General features: G+C 44.0%; 17 protein-coding genes. 14 read left to right on the forward strand and 3 right to left on the reverse strand.

The window, feature by feature from the left end; genetic code table 11:
* Positions 1-101: 101 nt before the first annotated feature.
* The 3 genes from argF to IHV80_RS17960 all read left to right on the forward strand — a co-directional run bounded on the left by argF (position 102) and on the right by IHV80_RS17960 (position 3,541).
* Positions 102-1,148 carry an ornithine carbamoyltransferase gene (argF, locus tag IHV80_RS17950; RefSeq protein ID WP_004732254.1) on the forward strand — a complete coding sequence of 349 codons (1,047 nt, stop codon included), beginning with the start codon at positions 102-104 and terminating at the stop codon, positions 1,146-1,148.
* Positions 1,149-1,322: 174 nt separating this feature from the next.
* On the forward strand, positions 1,323-2,591 hold the full coding sequence (locus tag IHV80_RS17955) for a RidA family protein (RefSeq protein ID WP_192891706.1): 1,269 nt from the start codon (positions 1,323-1,325) through the stop codon (positions 2,589-2,591).
* A 254-nt stretch (positions 2,592-2,845) separates the two neighbouring features.
* Positions 2,846-3,541, forward strand: a complete 696-nt coding sequence (locus tag IHV80_RS17960; protein WP_192891707.1) for an aspartate/glutamate racemase family protein — start codon at positions 2,846-2,848, stop codon at positions 3,539-3,541.
* Between the two features lie 114 nt (positions 3,542-3,655).
* On the opposite strand, the gene ulaR is transcribed toward IHV80_RS17960, so the two are convergent.
* Entirely contained in the window at positions 3,656-4,432 is a 777-nt protein-coding gene (ulaR, locus tag IHV80_RS17965) for an HTH-type transcriptional regulator UlaR (protein ID WP_192891708.1), read from the reverse strand.
* Between the two features lie 211 nt (positions 4,433-4,643).
* Between ulaR and IHV80_RS17970 the strand changes: the two genes are divergently transcribed.
* From IHV80_RS17970 to IHV80_RS18020, 11 genes are all read left to right on the forward strand, one after another.
* Positions 4,644-5,486, forward strand: coding sequence for a Cof-type HAD-IIB family hydrolase (locus IHV80_RS17970; protein WP_192891709.1), 843 nt, complete (start codon positions 4,644-4,646; stop codon positions 5,484-5,486).
* Positions 5,487-5,495: 9 nt separating this feature from the next.
* Positions 5,496-6,227, forward strand: a complete 732-nt coding sequence (locus IHV80_RS17975) for a ribulose-phosphate 3-epimerase (RefSeq protein ID WP_192891710.1) — start codon at positions 5,496-5,498, stop codon at positions 6,225-6,227.
* 127 nt (positions 6,228-6,354) lie between these two features.
* The gene (locus tag IHV80_RS17980) at positions 6,355-7,512 is read left to right on the forward strand and encodes an iron-containing alcohol dehydrogenase (protein ID WP_192891711.1); all 1,158 of its coding nucleotides are present in this window, start codon (positions 6,355-6,357) and stop codon (positions 7,510-7,512) included.
* 48 nt (positions 7,513-7,560) lie between these two features.
* The gene (locus IHV80_RS17985; protein WP_192891712.1) at positions 7,561-8,307 is read left to right on the forward strand and encodes an HAD family hydrolase; all 747 of its coding nucleotides are present in this window, start codon (positions 7,561-7,563) and stop codon (positions 8,305-8,307) included.
* Positions 8,300-9,253, forward strand: coding sequence for a transaldolase (gene tal / locus IHV80_RS17990; protein ID WP_192891713.1), 954 nt, complete (start codon positions 8,300-8,302; stop codon positions 9,251-9,253). Before IHV80_RS17985 ends, tal begins: the two co-directional genes overlap by 8 nt.
* 10 nt (positions 9,254-9,263) lie before the next feature.
* On the forward strand, positions 9,264-11,258 hold the full coding sequence (gene tkt / locus IHV80_RS17995; protein WP_192892165.1) for a transketolase: 1,995 nt from the start codon (positions 9,264-9,266) through the stop codon (positions 11,256-11,258).
* 1 nt (position 11,259) lies between these two features.
* Positions 11,260-11,964, forward strand: a complete 705-nt coding sequence (rpiA, locus tag IHV80_RS18000; RefSeq protein ID WP_086714798.1) for a ribose-5-phosphate isomerase RpiA — start codon at positions 11,260-11,262, stop codon at positions 11,962-11,964.
* A gap of 58 nt (positions 11,965-12,022) precedes the next feature.
* Positions 12,023-13,453: a Sapep family Mn(2+)-dependent dipeptidase gene (locus tag IHV80_RS18005; protein ID WP_192891714.1), complete on the forward strand. Its 1,431-nt coding sequence runs from the start codon at positions 12,023-12,025 to the stop codon at positions 13,451-13,453.
* Between the two features lie 9 nt (positions 13,454-13,462).
* A complete protein-coding gene (locus tag IHV80_RS18010; RefSeq protein ID WP_192891715.1) occupies positions 13,463-15,046 on the forward strand; it encodes a PTS transporter subunit EIIC in 1,584 nt (527 codons plus the stop codon).
* Between the two features lie 124 nt (positions 15,047-15,170).
* The gene (locus IHV80_RS18015) at positions 15,171-16,589 is read left to right on the forward strand and encodes an alginate export family protein (RefSeq protein WP_086714801.1); all 1,419 of its coding nucleotides are present in this window, start codon (positions 15,171-15,173) and stop codon (positions 16,587-16,589) included.
* Positions 16,590-17,185: 596 nt separating this feature from the next.
* Positions 17,186-17,422: a YdcH family protein gene (locus IHV80_RS18020; protein WP_192891716.1), complete on the forward strand. Its 237-nt coding sequence runs from the start codon at positions 17,186-17,188 to the stop codon at positions 17,420-17,422.
* Positions 17,423-17,627: 205 nt separating this feature from the next.
* On the opposite strand, the gene glpD is transcribed toward IHV80_RS18020, so the two are convergent.
* Both glpD and IHV80_RS18030 read right to left on the reverse strand, forming a co-directional pair.
* Positions 17,628-19,187: a glycerol-3-phosphate dehydrogenase gene (gene glpD / locus IHV80_RS18025; protein WP_192891717.1), complete on the reverse strand. Its 1,560-nt coding sequence runs from the start codon at positions 19,185-19,187 to the stop codon at positions 17,628-17,630.
* A 331-nt stretch (positions 19,188-19,518) separates the two neighbouring features.
* Entirely contained in the window at positions 19,519-20,310 is a 792-nt protein-coding gene (locus tag IHV80_RS18030) for a DeoR/GlpR family transcriptional regulator (RefSeq protein WP_192891718.1), read from the reverse strand.
* Between the last annotated feature and the right edge of the window lie 68 nt (positions 20,311-20,378).

The following is a 20,378-nucleotide window of genomic DNA, read 5'->3' on the forward strand; positions in this document are numbered from 1 at the left end:
GTAGCGGTTCTTGAAAGTGATGGCAGGTCTTCGAAATCAAATTGCCATCAAAGTGAACGGAAAAGAACCGCACACAAAATTATGAAAAATAGGAACTTATTATGAAATTACCTTCTTCTAGCGCAACTGAACTAAACAAAGCAAACCTAGAGCACATGGTTTCCATGAAAGATTTCTCTGTAGAAGAGATGGACAACATGATGGAGCTGATGACTCATCTGAAACAGGCGCGCAAAGACAACGCAATCCCGCCACTGTTCAAGGGCAAGTCAGTAGGGATGATCTTTGAAGCGGGTTCTACTCGTACACGTGTTTCTTTCGAGGTGGCGGCAACATTATTGGGTGGTCATGCACTATTTCTATCACCAAAAGATATTCACTTAGGTGGTAAAGAGTCGATTGATGATACGTCTCGTGTGCTATCACGTATGTGCGACATCATCATGGCTCGTACTAACAGCCCTGAGACACTAGATGGCCTACTTGAAATGTCGACAGTGCCAGTGATCAACGGCCTAGATACACGTTTCCACCCAACTCAAATGCTAGCTGATCTCTACACGATCAGAGAGCACATCACAGATGGACGTAAATTGTCCGATTTAACATTGGCATTCATGGGCGATGCGACAGATGTGTGTCGTTCGCTGATGTTGACGTGTGCTAAGTACGGTATGGGCTTCAAGCAAATTGGTCCTAAGAAATACCACATGGAACAAGAGTGGATCGACATGGCGCTGAACTTCTGTGAAGAGTCTGGTGGCACGATTGAAATTACTGATGATGTAGAGCGCATCAGTGATTGTGATGTGGTGTATGGCGATAGCTTCTACTGGGTGACTCAAATGGATGAGAAGGAAGAGCGCCTTGCGGCATTCATGCCTAACTATGTGATCACCGAAGAGCTAATGGCTAAGGCTCGCCCAGGCGCAATGTTGCTTCACTGCCTACCTGCGAATGACAAAGAAGAAGTGACTCGTGGCGCACTAGAAAGTGAATATTCAGTAGCGTTCGATGAGGCTGAAAACCGACTAACAGCTCAGATGGCGATTTTAGTGTACTTCACACATAAAGATGCAGTGATCCCAACGCAAGAGACCGTTAAGCATCATGAAGAAAAAATCAGCAGCTTCCTAAGTACTCTGTAGAGGTTTATTTGTGGGGGCGTAAAGCCTCTATTGTGTAGTACGAATCAAGCTGAACCAGTATTCATCACGATTTATTGGTTCGGCTATTTTTGTACCTTTTGTTTTTAAATGTCGGTAAACATGCAGCTAATTGGCTCTATCTGACATCAATACTCGAATAGGAGATATATCGACATGAATGCCGATATTATTAAAGTTTCAAGAAATACTGAAGATGCACCAATGAGCCCTTTCTCAACACAATCGGTGGCATTCTCACATTACAATAACCTGTCTGCTCAATTACCGATTGATCCTAAAACGGGTAGCCTGATCTCTGGCTCTTTAGAAGATCAAACAAAGCAGTGCTTATTGAACATTCAAGCGATCGTGGAGGGCATTGGACACCGAATGCACGATGTTGTGAGAGTGAACGTATACTTGAAAAACATTGCCGATCTCGACACTGTGAATGAAGTTTATGCATCGTTTTTCCAGTGTTACACACCAACGTGTACGGCACTTGCTGTTGCTGATTTACCGCTCGAAGGTGCTCATTTGCAAATGGATGCCGTGATCTCGAATGGTGAAGGTACTTACCCACAAGATGCTTGTGAGTTAGTCAAAATCGTGAGAAATACCCAGAACGCACCAGTCAGTTCTTTATCTACTCAGACGGTCGCTTTTTCTCACTATAATCATATTTCAGCTCAGTTACCGATTGATCCTCAATCGGGCAATATCGTTGTTGGCGGAGCAAAAGAGCACGCGATTCAATGCCTAAAAAATATCAAATCGATACTGGAAAGCATTGAAGTCCCACTTGATGACATCGTAAAGGTTAACATCCATGTGAGAAGCCTTGATGACCTTGCTGCCATCAATGAAGTGTACACCACCTTCTTCCCTGACTCGGCGATTGCAAGATCTGTGGGCTATATGCCAGCACGTTCAGTAACTGTTGTTGAAGGCTTAGCGATGGGAGCGTTAGTACAGATGGATGCAACTGTGTCGCACGGTGATGGCACACCGCCACAAGCCGTTGAAGACCGACATGGGATTGTAATTAAAGCGAACAATACCAAAGCTGCACCTGTAAGCGAGCTTTCAACACAAACTGTGGCCTTTTCACACTACAACAATATCTCTGCTCAATTACCGCTGGATCCAAGAATTGGAGCGATTGTTGCGAATGGCGCAAAAGAGCAGGCGATGCAGTGTCTAGAAAACATCAAACAAGTGATTGAAGGCGTTGGGCATGTCATGGATGACATCGTGAAGCTCAACATCCAAGTAAGATATATGGCCGACTTAGATGTACTTAATGATGTGTGTGCTGGCTACTTTGAAGGTGCATTACCTGCGCGCACCGTCATTGGGGTGTCTGACATTCCGATGGGAGCCTTGGTGCAAATTGATGCAATAGCTTCTAATGGTGAGGGAACTCCACCAAGTTCTAATTGATAAGCAAGATATAAGGGTTGGCAGAGGTGCCAACCCTTATTTTTAGCTCAGACAACGGATACATAAACATGCTCGTTGAGCCTCCACTGATCACTTCTCTTTCCGACATTTTTCGATCATGTTTTTAGAACTCAACCAACGTGTGAAGCACTTTGCTTTACTGCTTATGATTCCTCGCTTTAAGCAAGATCGTACTATAACTTGTTAACTCATGGCTGTTTAATCGGGATAGTCAGAAATTAAAGGAATAGAAAATGAAAACGATCGGATTGCTTGGTGGCATGAGTTGGGAGTCGACGATGAGTTACTACAAATCTATAAATGAAGGCGTTAAAGCCACTCTCGGAGGGCTCAATTCAGCAAAGATTTGTATGTACAGTGTGAACTTCGATGAGATAGAAAAGCTGCAGCATCAAGGTCGTTGGGCTGAGACGGCAGACATCTTATCGGAAGCGGCTCTATCTGTTGAAAAAGGAGGGGCGGATTTCATTCTGATCTGTACTAATACCATGCATAAGGTCGTTCCTGAGATAGAAGAAAAGATCACTGTCCCTATCCTTCATATCGCAGATACCACCGCGCAAAAGCTGCTTGAGCAAGGCGTGCAGAAAGTAGGGTTGTTAGGTACGGCTTTCACTATGGAGCAAGATTTCTACAAAGGGCGCTTGACCGATAAGTTTGGCATCGATGTTGTTATTCCTGATGACGCTGACAGAGAAAAAGTGCACAACATTATTTATCAGGAGTTGTGTCGAGGCGAAGTAAAAGAAGAGTCTAGATCTATCTACCGTCAAATCATCGAGAAGCTAAACCAGCAAGGTGCTGAAGCCGTTATTCTAGGCTGTACTGAAATCGCCTTACTGATTCAACAGCAACATACGGATGTACCGTTGTTTGATACAACAGCAATTCACTCTGAAGCGGCAGTGCGCTTGGCGATAGATGTTTAATCACCTTCGAGATGTTTAAGAGAGTAGTTTCTTTTCGCTCATATACGAGAGACTTAAATAAAAAAGGATTGGTATGCTACCAATCCTTTTTCTTTATCAGGTGGTTATTCGCCATCAGACTACGACAACATTAACCCCTTGTTGGCGTAAAGAATCGAGTGTCTGTTGATCGGCACCTTCATCAGTAATCAAAGTGTCTAATTTGGATGTGCACGTAAGCAGTTTTCCACCGTGCTTACCCACCTTGCTGCTATCAATTAGCGCAACAATGCGATCGCCATACTCTAGAAGCTTCTTCTCTGCCATATACACTAATAAATCAGATGTGTGGATACCAGCAGCCGTTACACCCGTACCGGTAAAGAACACAAAGCGACTCTTGTGATCGTCTGCGGCTTCTTCATCGGGTGAAATCGTAATTTGACGTTCAGGCAGATACTGACCACCCAAAATAATGATGCTCTGATGATCTTGACTGATCAACTGGTAGGCCAGCGGCATAAAGTTAGTCACAACTTGAACATCTCTGTGAAGAAGGTGTTCCCCCATCAGAAAGGTGGTGTTACTTCCGCTAACAATAATACTATCGTGCTCTTCACACATATCTGCAGCTGCTTTGGCAATCCGTTGTTTGGCTGCGTAGCACTCAATATCTTTTTCTTTAGGAATAAAGCTACTTGGAACGTGTGTGGCAGCCAATGGCGCATCATGGTTGATCACTTCTGCACCATTACGAATCTTCTTTAGCTTACCTTCTTCTGCAAGCTTAGTTATGTCTCTACGAGCCGTTGATAAAGAGATATCTAACATTTTTACGTAGTCATTTGTCGTAATAAAAGTGTGACTGTTTAAATGGTCAAGCAAGCTTCTATGACGTTGAGCTTCATTCATTCTTCATGCCTTTAATTAGTTTTGATTTATTTTGACGTATTATGAACTTTTGAGCAAATAAAATCTTATCGTGACGTATTTTGATTTTTGTTGACGTGTTTATTGTGATCTACCACTGGGTTTTGGTCATAATAAATCAAAAATGACTTTACGTGACCGTATTTGACCATTTATAGTCATTTTGCGTCATGAGGAGTCATTGGAGACCAAGATGAAGTATCAAGCAGTCATTATTGATTTAGATGGAACATTGTTAAGAGATGATGAGCAAATTTGTTCAAACAATAAAGAAGCGATCTCGCTTGCTGTGAACAGCGGTTATTGCGTCAGTCTAGCGAGTGGTCGACCGCATCAGTTAATGATGCCTTATGTCGAAAAGCTTGGTTTGTCTTTACCTATCATCTGCTGTAACGGTGCATACCTTTTTGACCCAATCACGCAGAACATAATGAACCCACAAATTTTGGGGCGTGAGTTTCTTATTGATTTAGTGAGCTTGCTGAATGAAGGACACTTTGCTTTCACTCTTTATTCAAGCCGTGGCGTGTTTACTCAAAAAGCGTCACAGCACACAGAAGACTTGGTCAAAAAAGCGCAAGTCATTAATGCAGATATATCCATTCAAGTCGTCCCTGCTATCAGTGAACTGCTTGAACAGGCTGGCGAAGTATACAAAGTGCTTGTTTCAAGCTCGGACAAAGTCGCTTTGAACCAATTAAGGGATGCTTTGCAAGCTCATTGCCAAGCTGATTTATCTGCACCAACAAAACTCGATATTACGTCAACGTTAGCCACAAAAGGCCATGCGCTAACTCAGTGGCTGAAACAACAAAATATATCCGCTCAAAATACCATAGCTTTTGGAGATGGGGACAACGATGCCTCTATGTTCCGACTCGTCGGGGAGCCTGTTGCTATGGATAACGCTAGCCCTTCATTAAAGGGTTTAGCAAACCTTATTGTCACCAATAACAACGGTTGTGGAATTGGCCAGTATCTTCGCCTCACGGTGCAAGAAGGCCAGAAAACATACCAACATTCTTTTAATTATTAAGGAAATACCATGAAAAAAGTGAAAATTGCAGCAGGCCTAGCTCACGTAGATTACGGACACATTGCTGACGTAGTGAAAGAAGTCTCTGACGCTGGTGCAGACTACATTCACTGTGATGCGGCAGATATGCATGACCTGAAAAACCTGCAATTGATGGGTGGACATCAAATCGTTGAAGGTATTCGTCCTTACACTGAAAAGCCAATTGAAGTGCATGCTTACTTCAAAGACTGCGACAAATTATTTATCGATAAAATCGCAGCTGCAGGTGCAAACATGTTGATTCTACCGGCAGAGCATTTTATCGGTGCTCCTCTGTGTTACATCATTAAATACTGCCAAAACCACGGAATGAAATTTGGCTTAACGGTTGGTGCATTAACACCAGTGTCATTTGTTAAAGAATCTATCTACTACTTAGATCGCCTACACATTGTTATTCACGGAATTACTGATGGCGATGATGAGTGGTTATGGCGCAAATCAGCGATTGCAATGATCCGTGAAGCTCGTGAACTCATCAACGAACGTAACCCTAACTGTGAGCTATGTGTTGATGGTGGTATCCGTAACCACAATATCGAAGAGCTGCTTAATGAAGACATCGACGTAATGGTTGCCTCTACCAATATCTTTGGTCACAAAGATGGCATTACTGCTGGTGTTCGTGATTTCCGCGCTGCGATTGACCAACTCGAAGACAAAGCAGAAGTGAATCAAGAAGAAGCTGAAACAGCTTAACTTTTTCACTTGGCGTAACAGTGATCCATATAAGTGATTCATTTTGCTGTCGCGCTCAATCTAATAACGGTGCCGAGCTTACCCCCTATATATGCTCGAGCTTGGCACCACTACCAAGGATTAATTCATGACACAGTTTCAATATTATCAGCCGACAAAATTGACATTTGGTGCAGGAGAAATTCAAAAGGTTGGGCAGCTTGTTGCTCAATATGGCAAACGATGCCTCGTGGTCAGTGAGCCAATTTTTGATGCCGTGAAACCTGCTTATGACCGTATTTTTGCCCTGCTAGCAGAGCAAGGAATTGAAGTGACACATTTTGATGGCGTGGTACCAAACCCACCAACCACTGTTGTGGAGCTTGGCCGTCAAGTCGCGGTTTCGGCAAATTGTGATGTGGTGTTAGCGATTGGTGGTGGCTCTTCGATTGATACAGCAAAAATCATTTCTGCTGCTATCAAAGCAGAGTCTTTGGACTGGGCGCATTGGTTCGCAACCTATGACTCACCGTTTGGAGATATCCAAGATTTACCCGCTCAAGTTGTTCCTTTGATCGCAGTACCGACAACGTCTGGTACAGGGTCACAGGTAACGCAAGCTGCGGTGATTACAGACATGGAACAGCACGCAAAACTGACTTTGTTTCATCCGGAGTTCTTTCCTTGCGAAGCGCTGATTGATCCAGAGTTAATGTTAACACTGCCGCCTCGTATGACTGCAATGACGGGTTTTGATGCTTTTTCTCATGCGTTTGAATCATTTACTGGCACGCGTCCATCTCCTTTTGTGGATGCAATGGCGTTACAAGCCATGAAGCTGGTGGTTGAAAACTTGCCAAATGTTGTAGACAACGGAGCAGATTTAGCTGGCCGTTGTGAGTTGGCGAAAGCCGACACGTTAGGCGGAATTTCACTAGCAAATGGTGGGGCTGGAGCGCCGCATCCTCTTGGGGAGATTTTGGGCAGTAGTAAAACGAACTTACCACATGGTTTAACACTCGCTGTTGTTTACCCGGCGTATGTGCAACTTCAGTGGCGAAAACAGCCGGAGCGATTTGCGCAAGTGGCTGAGCTCTTTGGTGCCGAGGGAAGCACTGAAGAAAAAGCTCAATCATTGGCTGTACTTCTTGTGAAGTTTCTTGAGCGAATTGGCCTTGAGTCGAATTTAACTCAAGTCGGGGTAACTCAAGAAGATGTTCTTAAGCTAGAGCCTGCTTTCTGCTTTGATTTACCGCTGACTAGCGGTGATGAAATGAAAAAAGTGTTACACGCCAGTTTGGTCTAGTGCCACAGGGTTTAAAAATAAATTAATAAAGAAAATGGAGACGAGACCATGGAAAAAAGCATCATCACTTCGAATAACACAGCACTGAAATTGGAAAGAGAGGAATTCATTGCCAGTGATGTTCAAGCGTTGATTTTTGATTTCGATGGACTTCTCGTGGATACCGAGACTTGTATGTTTAAAGCCTGGGAAGCTTTGTTAAAAACCTATGATGTTGAAGTATCACCTCTTCAGGTTGCTGGTCTAGTTGGGAGCTCAGCACCAGCAACCTCTCTTTATCAATTATTTAATCAAGCATCTCATCAGGCGTTGTCGAATGATGACATTCGCCAACTTGTTGAGGAGAAAGCGTACCGCTTGATTGAAACCATTTCTGAGCGTGAAGGCGTTCGTCAATACCTTGAGTTTGCAAAGTCAAAAAATTGGAAAATTGCACTTGCAACAAGCTCTGAATTTGAGCATTACCAGCCAATTTTATCTCGATTAAATCTCACTCACTTCTTTGATTGTTTTGTCGGTGCAGAAGACATTGCACCAGCAAAACGTAAGCCTCAACCCGATGTGTATTTGGCCGCCCTAAATCAATTAGGTGTCTCTGCCCATCAAGCCATCGCATTTGAAGACTCTCCTCCGGGTATTCAGGCGGCTCGATCGGCAGGAATACCAACAGTAGCGGTAACTAACTTGCTCACTCGTCACCTCGATGTCTCGCTAGCCAACGTGGTGCTGAGTTCGATGAATGACCAAACCTTACCGCAATTGCTTAATCAACTTATGAGAAATGAAGATGAATAAATTAGAACAATTGAAAAAGTACACTACCGTTGTTGCGGATACCGGTGACATTGATGCGATTGCGGCTTTTCAACCTCAAGATGCCACCACTAACCCTTCTTTGGTGCTAAAAGCAGCTGAGATGCCTCAATACGATCACTTGATTGCTGATGCCGTGACGTGGGCAAAATCTAAAAGCGATGATAAGTCTCAGCAATTAATTGATGCTGGAGACAAGTTGGCCGTCAATATTGGCCTAGAGATTTTAAAAACGGTACCGGGACGCATCTCTACAGAAGTGGATGCTCGTATGTCATTTGACAAAGAAGAAAGCCTAGCAAAGGCACGCAAATTGATTGCGATGTATAACGAGGCCGGTATTAGTAACGAGCGCATTTTAATCAAACTGGCTTCTACTTGGGAAGGCATTAAAGCTGCTGAAGTGTTAGAGAAAGAAGGCATCAACTGTAATTTGACCTTGTTGTTTAACTTCGCTCAAGCAAAAGCGTGTGCAGAAGCTGGTGCTTTCTTAATTTCTCCTTTTGTAGGGCGAATTCTTGATTGGTACAAAACCAATACAGAGAAAAAAGAGTACTTACCTCATGAAGACCCAGGTGTTGTTTCAGTATCAGATATCTACAACTACTACAAAGACCACGGTTACGAGACAGTCGTCATGGGTGCCAGCTTCCGTAACGCAGAAGAAGTTTTAGCGTTAGCTGGGTGTGACCGCCTGACGATTGGTCCAGCAATTTTAGACCAACTAGCCGCTCAAGAAGGCGATGTGCAATGCCAGCTGTTTTCAGCGCGTGACGCGATTAAAACTGCACCAGCATCGATGACAGAAGCTGAATTCCGATGGGAAATGAATCAAGACCCGATGGCCACGGAAAAGTTGTCGGAAGGTATTCGCAATTTTGCCGTCGACCAAGGCAAATTGGAAACCATGATCGAAGCGCGTTTGTAGGAGAAGTATGATGATTTCACGTTCAAAACTTGCTGATGCGATTCGTGTATTAAGCATGGATGCTGTGCAGAAAGCGGGATCAGGTCACCCTGGGGCTCCAATGGGAATGGCTGATATCGCTGAGGTGCTATGGCGAGACTTTCTAAAACACAACCCAACCAATCCGAATTGGGCAGACCGAGACAGATTCATTCTGTCGAATGGTCATGGTTCGATGTTGATCTACAGCTTACTGCATCTATCTGGGTACGAGTTGTCGATGGACGATATTAAATCTTTCCGCCAATTACACAGTAAAACTGCAGGTCACCCTGAATATGGTTACGCGCCGGGCATTGAGACAACAACAGGCCCACTAGGGCAAGGCATCACTAACGGCGTGGGCATGGCGTTGGCAGAGAAAGTCTTGGGTGAACAATTTAACCGAGATGGTCATGACATCGTAGATCACCATACTTATGTGTTTATGGGCGATGGCTGCATGATGGAAGGAATTTCGCATGAAGCTTGTTCACTAGCGGGAACACTAGGGCTTGGAAAGTTAGTCGCATTCTGGGATGACAACGGCATTTCAATTGATGGCGATGTTGATGGTTGGTTCTCTGATGATACGCCAAAACGCTTTGAGGCTTATGGCTGGCATGTGATTGCCGATGTTGATGGTCACGATTCTGAAAGTATCCATAAAGCGATTGCTGAAGCGAAGTCGGTAACAGATAAACCTAGTTTGATTTGTTGCAAAACAATCATTGGCTTTGGTTCTCCAAATAAATCGGCAAGCCATGACTGCCACGGTGCTCCCCTAGGTGCAGAAGAAGTGGCACTTGTTCGCTCAAACTTGGGGTGGGAACACCCAGAGTTTGAAATGCCGCAAGATATTTACAATGAGTGGGATAGAAAAGAGCAAGGCAAGGCCGATGAACTTAATTGGCAAGCTCGTTTTGATGCTTACCAACAAGCTTATCCTGAGCTAGCTGCTGAGTTTGCACGTCGTAGCCAAAACTTATTACCAGAAGGCTGGGAGAAGTATACACAAGACTGGATTCAAACCTTACAAGCTAACCCGCAAACGATTGCAACCAGAAAAGCATCGCAAAATACCATTGAAGCGTTTGGTCCGTTACTTCCAGAGTTCTTGGGCGGTTCTGCCGATTTAACACCGTCAAATCTGACGAATTGGTCGGGTTCAAAGTCGATCTCGGCTCAAGATGCTTCCGGTAATTACTTAAGTTACGGCGTACGTGAGTTTGCGATGTCAGCAATGATGAATGGTGTCGCACTTCATGGCGGTTTCATTCCTTATGGCGGCACTTTCTTGATGTTCATGGAATACGCTCGAAACGCGCTGCGTATGGCAGCACTGATGAAGCAACGCAGTATTTTCGTTTATACCCATGACTCAATTGGTTTAGGGGAAGACGGCCCAACGCATCAGCCAGTGGAGCAGATCGCATCATTGCGCCTGACGCCAAACATGAGTACTTGGCGCCCTTGTGACCAAGTAGAAACGGCTGTGGCTTGGAAGTCAGCAATCGAACGCTTTGATGGTCCAACATCGTTGATTTTCTCTCGCCAAAACCTTGTGCAATTTGAACGTGATGAATCGATGTTAGCCAATGTAGCAAAAGGCGGATATATCCTTTCTGATTGTGAAGGTGAACCGGAGTTGATTTTGATTGCGACTGGATCTGAGGTGGCGCTAGCGATGGAGGCAAAAGTGCAATTAGCAGGCGTACGCTGTCGAGTGGTTTCGATGCCAGCAACCGATGTGTTTGATGCTCAATCAACTGAATATCAAGAGCAAGTGCTGCCTAGCTATGTCACTGCACGTGTTGCGATAGAAGCTGGTATTCGTGACTACTGGTTCAAATATGTAGGGCTACAAGGTGACATCGTGGGTATGACGAGCTTTGGCGAGTCAGCGCCTGCAGAAGAGCTATTTGAAATGTTTGGGTTTACGGTTGAAAACATCGTAGAGAAATCTAAAGCGGTTCTGGAGAGATAGTATGGCAATGGCAACGCGTTTTATTGAAAACCTTAGCCAAGATTGCCTGCGTACTAAGGCTGCGAAAGTAGCCTTAGAGCATGTGATTGATACGCTAACGCCGTCAAGTGTCATTGGAATTGGTACAGGTGCAACCGTCGAAGTCTTTATTCAGTTATTGAAGCACAGTGGAGCGGAGTTTTCTCACTGTGTATCGAGCTCTGAACGTTCGAGTAAGGCGATTGCAGAGGTCGGCTTGAAAGAGTTGGCAATTGCAGAGTGCGACCGTGTCGATTTCTATATTGATGGCATTGATGAGGGGATGACCGACGGCATCACAGTGAAAGGTGGAGGAGCGGCGCTAGCGCGTGAAAAGGTGCTAGCGACATTAGCCATGAGTTTTATCACTATTGCCGATAGCGGTCGTTTAGTCACTCAACTTGGGCAATTTCCGTTACCAGTGGAGGTGTTACCAGCAGCACAGAAAGCGGTTTTCAACGCTTTGCGAAGTTTAGGCGGAGAGCCTGTACTAAGAGAAGGCTGCTTGACCGACAACGGCAACATAATACTCGATGTTTCTGGCCTAGATCTTACCGAGCCTAAAAGCCGAGAAAGAGAGTTGAATGCAATTGCTGGGGTGGTTGAAAACGGCATCTTTGCGCAGCGTTCAGCAGATTTCATGGCGTTCTCAAATAGCGAAGGAACGCACTGGTTATCGAGAAAATGAGACCTCGTTAACAAGTCTATTTATAACTTACTCAGTAACAGGTAATTAGGGACTAAACATGACGGAAAGCAATTTTTTACCCCGATCTCTGGGCTATCTTGACCTACATCACCAAGCGTTCTTGGATGATTTGTCGGGGTTAATTGCTATTCCGTCTGTGCGAGACTTGACCACAAGTGAAGAGAGCGCACCATTTGGTCGTTCAATTAGACAGGCGTTCGACTACTTAATTGAATTCGCACAGCGTGAAGGTTTTGAAGTAAGAGATCACCAGGGTTATGCGCTGGACATTTGCTTTGGTCAAGGCGAGCAAGAAATAGCTATTTTGCACCATGTTGATGTTGTTGAAGCCGGTGATTTGAATGAATGGAACACACCGCCATTTGAAATGCATAAACAAGGTGATGAATTATACGGTCGAGGCGTTACAGACAACAAAGGCCCTTTGATGGCAAGTCTGTACATCCTCAAGATGTTTAAAGCACTGGATATGAAGCTCGATAAAACGATTCGAGTCATTATCGGTGGTGCAGAAGAGACAACTTGGGAATGTGTAGAACATTATTTTAAGCACAATCCTCAGCCAGAATATGGCTTTTCTCCTGATGGCGACTTCCCAATCGTCAATGGAGAAAAAGGAATCCTATATGCGTCATTTCAACGAGAACTCCCAACTCTCAATGACGTAGGAAGTTGCCAGATAGTCAGTATTGAAAGTGAACGTGACAGAACATCCACCTGCTATCAATTAACTGTGTACCTAACTGGCGAAAAAGCGGCTGAAGTTGCGGCGAGGTTTGCCACTTTTGCCAAAGTAACGCTCGTGGAAAATAAAGCGGGTATTGATAACTCACAGAAGGAGCTGTATTGCGTTGAACTATCAACGCCGTGGGAGAAGTCCCGCAACCCGCATAAAGTTGACAACTGTATGGAACAGTTTGTTATCCAAATGCGAGATGTTGAAGGTTTAGATGCTCATTCTCAAAGCTTGATTGAACTATTGGATGGATGCTTTGCACAAGCAAGCGATGCTTCCAAATTAGGACTCGCGTATCAAGATGCTGAAATGGGTGCAACAACTTGTTGTGTTTCATCTATTAACCTCGATCAACATAGTTACAACTTGGATTTTGATTTTCGGTTTCCTAAAGGCCTGACTATCGATCAAACTCGTACCCAACTCCAATACTTGTCCCAACAATATGGAGTGAGAATGATTGAACAGCAGTACTTACCTCTATCTTACCTCTCACCCGAAAGTGATCTTATCCAAGCGATGGGAAAAGCTTATTCCGAAGTTACAAGAACGGACGCTCAATGCTTTAGCAAAGGCGCGGCTTCGTATGCGCGTGCGTTAAACAATGGTGTTGCATTCGGACCTACTTTTCCTGGTGATGTGACTTGTGTTCATGAGCCCAACGAAAGGCTCAGCCTCAAGTCATTAAAAAGAGCAATAACAATATACGTGAAAGTTCTCATATCACTTTAGGAGTAAATTATGAGAGATAAGGTTCAAGCACTTGCTGGAGGTATGATGGTATCTATCATCGTACTGGTCATCGCAGGTATATTTATTGGTATAGGTGCGGGCGTTGTAAACCAAATGTCTGCAACTGACTCTGTTATTTGGGCATTTTTCAAACTGATGTTAGATCTAGGTTTGATGGTGATGCGCAACCTACCTCCATTCTTTGCGATTGGTTTGGCTTTTGCCCTCGCTAAATCTGAGAAAGGATGGGCAGCCTTTACCGGTTTTACCATGTTCATGTGTTTCAATGTCGCTATCGGTTCGATTGCTGCATTTCACGGTTGGACTGCTGAAACTACCAGTGTTGCATCTTTGATGAATGATGCTGGCTACGACAAAGTCGCTGCACAAAACTTCAACTCTCTATGGGGAGAATCTTTAGGTATTTTCGCTTACAACATGGGTATCTTCAGCGGTATTCTTGTGGGCTGTATTACGGCTTGGATCCACAACCGTTTTTACAAATTTGAAATGCCTACGTTACTTAGCTTTTTCTCTGGCCCTCGCGCGGTAGTGATTTTTGCTTACTTCGCTATCATGCCAATTGCCCTTTTCGTTTACTATGCTTGGCCACCAATTGCAGGTGCTTTGCAGTCGCTAACAACGCTTATTACCAGCTCTGGTATCTTTGGTTCGTTCCTTTTCGGTGTGTTTGACAAAGGCCTATTACCGTTTGGTTTGCACCACTTGATCGCATTCCCTATCGAGTACACTCGAGTCGGTGGTGTTATGGAGATTGATGGTGTGGTTTATGAAGGCGTTCGTAATATTATGAACGGCCAAATGAGCTCACCAGAGGCAACGGGCTACATTACCCATAACTTCACTAGCGGACGAATTCCAATTCAAATTGGCGGTTTAACTGGCGCAGCTTATGCGATGTATGTGACGGCGAAAACACAAAATCGCAAGAAGGTTGCAGCTATCATGGTACCAGCCGTGTTCACAGCGGCAGTGATCGGTATCACTGAGCCTCTGGAGTACACCTTCTTATTTGTTCAGCCTTTCCTATTCTTTGCTGTTCACGTGCCTCTAAATGGATTGGCTTATGTGATCACTGAAATGATGGGTGTATCCATTCATGGTAATCAGCTACTGTTCATGGTGCCTAACTTGCTTCAACCTGAGAAAGTGCATGCTTGGGCTCTGATATGGATAGTCCCTCTGTATTTCGTTATTTACTTCTACACCTTCAAGTTCTTTATTTTGAAGTTTGACTCGAAAACTCCGGGTCGTGAGGAAGATGATGACGACATAGCGCTGTACTCCAAAGAAGACTTTAAAAAGAAAAAAGCGCAAACCTCAAAAGACCTACCTGCTGGAATTATTGAAGCGCTAGGCGGTGCCGACAATATTGAAAACGTAGCTAACTGTGCCACTCGACTGCGTGTCTCATTGCATGATGAATCCTTAGCGGCAAGCGATAAAGTTTGGAAACAAGAACTTAACGCTATCGGAGTAGTAAGGATGAATAAAGGCATTCAGGTGATATACGGTGCTAATGTCATAACGATAGCCTCTGGTATTAAAGAAGCCTTAGGTGTCGATTCCTAGCAACGTATTTCCTTATGTAACCCTACAGTTACAAGCTTAATAGAATCCCAATAACTCATGATTCCTCCTGTGACCTCGCGTCACAGGAAGGGATTCGTGTACCTGAAATATGGATATTATAAAAATGAAAACAATGACAAAACATGCAGTTACCTTACTTGCCCTATGCGTTTCCGGCGTTCTACATGCAAGTGAAAATACAGTAGCGGATTGGCCAGAACGAAGCCCTATGGTGTTCTGGGGAGACAGAGCCAATGAAGATTGGAGCTATGTCGACGATTTGAAAGAGAGCCAAAAAAGCTTCTCTGAGAAATTAAAACGTTTGGACATCGATGAAAGCGGTGACTGGAAAGTTTCTTTTAGCGGTAATGTAAAAGCGGCTCTCGATAACCGTTGGAACCATATGTACGACGGCGAAAATCGCAAAAAGAATGAGCTTCGGACTCGTATGCAGTTCGCGACAGATGTGACGTATCAAGATTGGATGCGCCTATTCGGTGAGATTCGTACCAACTACACTAACCTAGATAATCCTGGCCCGGTGGATGATGCAGGTACGGATTTCCATCAATTGTTCGCAGAATTCAAGCTCCTTGACGATGGCCAGCAATATTTAAGTACACGACTTGGGCGTCAAGAAATTTACTTGAATGAATGGCAAATGATGAACCGTGAGCCTACGCCGGTACAGTCTAGTTGGAATGCGGCAAGTGCGAAGTACAGCGTTTCTGGTATTAATTTTGATGTGTATTACGGTGAAGAAGTCTTCCCGCTATATAGTGATGGTAGCTTTAGTGGCAACTGGGATGACAAAACTAACGGTAAGAAATCAACAGGCCTGTTCGCTAATTGGCAAACCGATTTCGGTACGATGCAAGCTTATGTAATGAGTAATCAGCTAACAAACGAAAGCTTTGTTAATGCTCCTGATGGTGATGTTGATATTCAAGTTCTGGGCATTCATGCTCATGACTTTGTGAGTGAAGGCTTTGGTTACATGCTCGATGGTGTGTACCAATTTGGTGACCATGCAGGTAAAGACATTTCTGCGTATATGGCTTATGCAGATTTGAACTACAACTGGAAAGCCGATTGGAACTACCGTTTAGGTTTGAACCTACATTATGCTTCAGGTTCGGATAAAGACAGCGATAAGGTTAATACCTTTAACCCGCTATGGACCGGTGACCCATTAGGTTTCGCACATGATGGGGCATATGGTAATGCGATGCAGGTTGGTTCGTACACTGTCATTGAATATCAGCCGAAGCAGTCAATCATTGCAGGTTTCATGTCGACATGGCGAGCAAACACCGATGATGCGATTTATACGTTAAATCAAGATGTCTTGTTTGGTGCAGAATCGGATGAAAAATACGCTTATAGCCAATTTTATTTGCAATTCCATAACTACATTACAGGTAACTTAAAGTCTGAGGTTAATATGTACTACGCCCTAGACAGCGACTATACCCGTGATGTCGTAGGCAGCTCGAGTGATGATATCTCACGAGTTGAAATTGCGTTAATTTACAACTTTTAATCCGGTAGTCACTACTACAAAAATAGTGATGTATTTTAGCCCAGCCTATCGGTTGGGCTAATTTTTATTCAGCAATGTGAAATTTTTCCTGCAAAAACTCGGTCGTTAAATGATGAGGTGATGCTTTTACCCTTTAGCGAAAATTTTGAGCTATCACTAGGTGAACTTGCTTAGAAACACTAAGCTCTACTTATCATGGAAGGAGAAATGGTTATGAAATGGCTTATCTTATCTGTAACGCTATTGTTTGTAGCAGGATGCCAATCAACAGGTACAGGGACATCTGAACACGATGAAATGAATCGAGTTGATACGAGTGGATGCAGCAGCTAGTCTCTTTTTTTGGAAACACCTTTTCAACGACTGCTATGTCTAATAAGAATCAACCCTATAAAGCTTTGTGATTTCACAGGGCTTTATTTCATGTAAGATTAGTAAACCTGTTTTGAGGGTACATGTTGTAAATTTGTGAATCTGAATTGTCTATATTCTAGGCTGTGTACTGGATCTCATTTGTTATTTGGAGCACTTGCTAAGGTTAATAGTGAATGTGTTTAAGACTACCCCAATCACTTTACTCAACTTAAGAGGTTTCTATGCTAGGTGAAAATCACTCTCTTGTTCACGAATTTCCTGAAATGAAAAACAAAATTGCTGAGCTTGCTAAAACTGATGATGGCTTTGCAGAAGATATGAAGACATACGACAACCTTGATAAAGAGATTCGTAAACTAGAGCTGAAAGATTCACCCATTGATGATGGCTCGATGCACCAACTGAAACATGATCGTTCTGTACTTAAAGACGCACTGCACGCTCGCTTAACGGCTTAGTCAGTTGGCAATTTGGCTGATTAGCTAAATGGCGAATTGCAGATTTAGATACTAAAAACTCCTTCGGGAGTTTTTTTCGTTTTGGCTTACCCATTTTCTTCTGAACCCATAAGTTTGGGCTTATTTGGATATAAAAAAGCTTAGCGCGGGGGACGCTAAGCTTCGTTGTTCATCATGTTCTTGAACCATGTTTAGGCTGGTGGGGTTAGCCTACTTGAGAAAAGCTCACTACCTTGCTTTGTAGTTTCTGTTTCAAGTAATCCGTCACTGCTTGCTGCTCTGATTCGCTCATGTACAGGCCTAGTTTGGTTCTGCGCCACAAGATGTCTTCGTCAGTCATCGCCATCTCTTCATTGATCAAGTAATCGATTTCAACTTGATAAACGCCATGTGCTTCTTTTGAGAATTGAATGCCAAGGTCAGCTTCGCTGTTCGCACCTTCCAATAGCTTCCACGTGTAAGTACCGAATTGAGTCACGTAGCGAAGCAACAACGCTTCAGGTGCCCAAGGGTATTTAGTATGGATCATCTTCGCAAGTTGCTCTCTGCTACAGCTGAAGTTACCACCTGGAAGCGTGTTGTTGGCTGTCCAAGGCGCACCCATGTTGGTTAGGTGAGGCTCTAACTTCTTAAGTGCTGCTTCGCCGAGTTTACGATAAGTGGTCAACTTGCCACCGAAGATCGAAAGCAGTGGTGCTTGATCCAGTTCTGCGTCTAATTCCAGCGTGTAGTCACGAGTGATCGCTTGTGGAGAGTCTGATTCATCGTCACATAGCGGTCTTACACCACTGTATGTCCAAACCACGTCTTCACGACCGAGCTGTTTAACAAAGTGCTGGTTAACGATATCAATCAAGTAATCCACTTCGACATCATCAATGGCAACTTCACGTGGGTCGCCTTTGTATTCAAGGTCGGTAGTACCGATGATCGAGAACTTATCTAGGTAAGGGATCATGAACACAATGCGATTGTCTTTGTTTTGCAGAATGTACGCTTGTGGTTCGTCATGAATGCGTGGCACAACAATGTGTGAGCCTTTGATCAAACGAATGTTACGAGGTGAAGCTTGCTCTAAGCCATCATCAAAGAACTGCTTAACCCAAGGGCCTGCTGCGTTAACGAGTGCTTTTGCTTTGCGTTCAAAACGCTGATTTGTCATCACATCAAGGATCGTTACATGCCAAACACCACCTTCACGGTGCGCTTTTTCAACACGGCAGTAGTTACGTACTTCTGCGTTGTTTTCTTTTGCTGCCAACACGTTGAGCAATACCATGCGCGCATCATCAACCCAGCAATCTGAGTATTCGAAGCCTGTCTTCATTTCTGGCTTCAGTAAACCTGATTTAGCCAAGTTCACTGTTTTACTGCCAGGAAGCGTGGTGCGTTTACCTAAGTTATCGTAAAGGAATAGACCGCAGCGAATCATCCAAGCTGGGCGTAAAAATGGTCGATGCGGTAAACGGAAACGCATTGGTTGAGCAACATGAGGTGCTTTTCTTAACAATACTTCGCGTTCAGCAAGCGCTTCCGAAACTAAACGGAACTCGTAGTGTTCAAGGTAACGTAAGCCACCATGAATCAATTTTGAACTTGCAGAAGACGTCGCCGATGCGAAATCATTTGCTTCGTATAAGCCAACGTTTAGACCACGACCTGCTGCATCTGCTGCGATGCCTGCACCGTTGATACCGCCGCCGATCACGATCAAATCTAAAGTGGAAGATGTACTATTGTTTGAATTATTTTGTTGAGCACTCATGGTTTTGACCTCTTTCTGAGCGAACGAGCATTTTAGAACATAAGTGAATCCTATCTTAACTTTCGTTTGTGGTCATTTATTATTTTCGTTTATGCGCGTTTTATGTGATTTGTGCATAAAAAAACCTCTGCTTATGAAAGCAGAGGTTCAAATAAATCTAATTCGAGCATAGAAGCGACACGAACAGTGATCAAGTAGCTTTGGTTCAGTTATTAAAAAAGCCAGCTATTGATAAAGTGATTCTATCAATAGATCTGGCTTTTGGTTGCTCAATGAATGAGAGAGCTTTACTTAATTTAGCTCAACTTAATCTAGCTTAGATTAGCAGGGGCTATTCGCCTGAGGTTGAAGGCTGAGCTGTATCTATGACTTCTAAAGGAATGTCTGAATCTTTAAGGATGTTGAGAATCTCTTCCGGCGGCTGCTTGTTGGTAAACACCATGTGCGCCTGAGAGATATTACCAAGCTTAACCATCGCATTACGGCCAAACTTAGTGTGGTCAACGGCTAAGAAGATACTGCGGCTGTTCTCGATGATGGCTTGTTTCACACGAACTTCGTGATAATCAAAATCGAGCAGTGAGCCATCAAAGTCGATACCACTGATGCCCAATATGCCGAAATCAAGGCGGAACTGCTTCACGAAATCGAGTGTTGCTTCACCTACGATACCACCGTCGCGGTTTCTTACTTCACCACCGGCCAAGATAACCTTTATTTCTGGGTTCGGCAGAAGGATGCTCGCGACGTTAATGTTGTTGGTGACAACTCTTAACTGTTTGTGGTTTTTGTTGAGCGCGCGGGCAATCGATTCTGGTGTGGTACCGATATCAACAAACAAAGTCGCGCCATCTGGGATGTGTTTAACCAGTTCATCGGCAATCACGTCTTTTTCGTTGAAGTTAAGCGCTTTACGCGTGTTGTACGAGGTGTTTTCCGAGCTTAAAGGAATCGTAGCACCACCATGATAGCGACGTATTTTGTTACCATCGGCCAGTTCGTTGAGGTCTCGTCTGATGGTCTGTGGGCTTACATCAAACTTTTCAACGAGCTCTTCGGTACTCACATATCCTTGTGTTTTAACCAGGTCTACAATCTGCTGGTGTCTTGGTATCTGCTTCACTTAACTTACCACTCCCTGCACGCCAAAGGCTCTAGCGCGTCAAAATCGAAAATATAAACTCGCGCTAT

It is taken from the genome of Vibrio bathopelagicus, assembly GCF_014879975.1.
Taxonomy (GTDB): Bacteria; Pseudomonadota; Gammaproteobacteria; order Enterobacterales; family Vibrionaceae; genus Vibrio; species Vibrio bathopelagicus.

Excerpts from the sequence above, each read along its gene's own strand:
- IHV80_RS18020 (WP_192891716.1), top strand. The coding sequence starts at position 17,186 with ATGCTAGGTGAAAATCACTCTCTTGTTCACGAATTTCCTGAAATGAAA.
- glpD (WP_192891717.1), bottom strand. The coding sequence starts at position 19,187 with ATGAGTGCTCAACAAAATAATTCAAACAATAGTACATCTTCCACTTTA.
- IHV80_RS17975 (WP_192891710.1), top strand. The coding sequence starts at position 5,496 with ATGAAAAAAGTGAAAATTGCAGCAGGCCTAGCTCACGTAGATTACGGA.
- tal (WP_192891713.1), top strand. The coding sequence starts at position 8,300 with ATGAATAAATTAGAACAATTGAAAAAGTACACTACCGTTGTTGCGGAT.
- IHV80_RS17970 (WP_192891709.1), top strand. The coding sequence starts at position 4,644 with ATGAAGTATCAAGCAGTCATTATTGATTTAGATGGAACATTGTTAAGA.
- argF (WP_004732254.1), top strand. The coding sequence starts at position 102 with ATGAAATTACCTTCTTCTAGCGCAACTGAACTAAACAAAGCAAACCTA.
- IHV80_RS18015 (WP_086714801.1), top strand. The coding sequence starts at position 15,171 with ATGAAAACAATGACAAAACATGCAGTTACCTTACTTGCCCTATGCGTT.
- IHV80_RS18010 (WP_192891715.1), top strand. The coding sequence starts at position 13,463 with ATGAGAGATAAGGTTCAAGCACTTGCTGGAGGTATGATGGTATCTATC.
- tkt (WP_192892165.1), top strand. The coding sequence starts at position 9,264 with ATGATTTCACGTTCAAAACTTGCTGATGCGATTCGTGTATTAAGCATG.
- IHV80_RS17960 (WP_192891707.1), top strand. The coding sequence starts at position 2,846 with ATGAAAACGATCGGATTGCTTGGTGGCATGAGTTGGGAGTCGACGATG.
- IHV80_RS18005 (WP_192891714.1), top strand. The coding sequence starts at position 12,023 with ATGACGGAAAGCAATTTTTTACCCCGATCTCTGGGCTATCTTGACCTA.
- IHV80_RS17985 (WP_192891712.1), top strand. The coding sequence starts at position 7,561 with ATGGAAAAAAGCATCATCACTTCGAATAACACAGCACTGAAATTGGAA.
- rpiA (WP_086714798.1), top strand. The coding sequence starts at position 11,260 with ATGGCAATGGCAACGCGTTTTATTGAAAACCTTAGCCAAGATTGCCTG.
- IHV80_RS17955 (WP_192891706.1), top strand. The coding sequence starts at position 1,323 with ATGAATGCCGATATTATTAAAGTTTCAAGAAATACTGAAGATGCACCA.
- IHV80_RS17980 (WP_192891711.1), top strand. The coding sequence starts at position 6,355 with ATGACACAGTTTCAATATTATCAGCCGACAAAATTGACATTTGGTGCA.
- ulaR (WP_192891708.1), bottom strand. The coding sequence starts at position 4,432 with ATGAATGAAGCTCAACGTCATAGAAGCTTGCTTGACCATTTAAACAGT.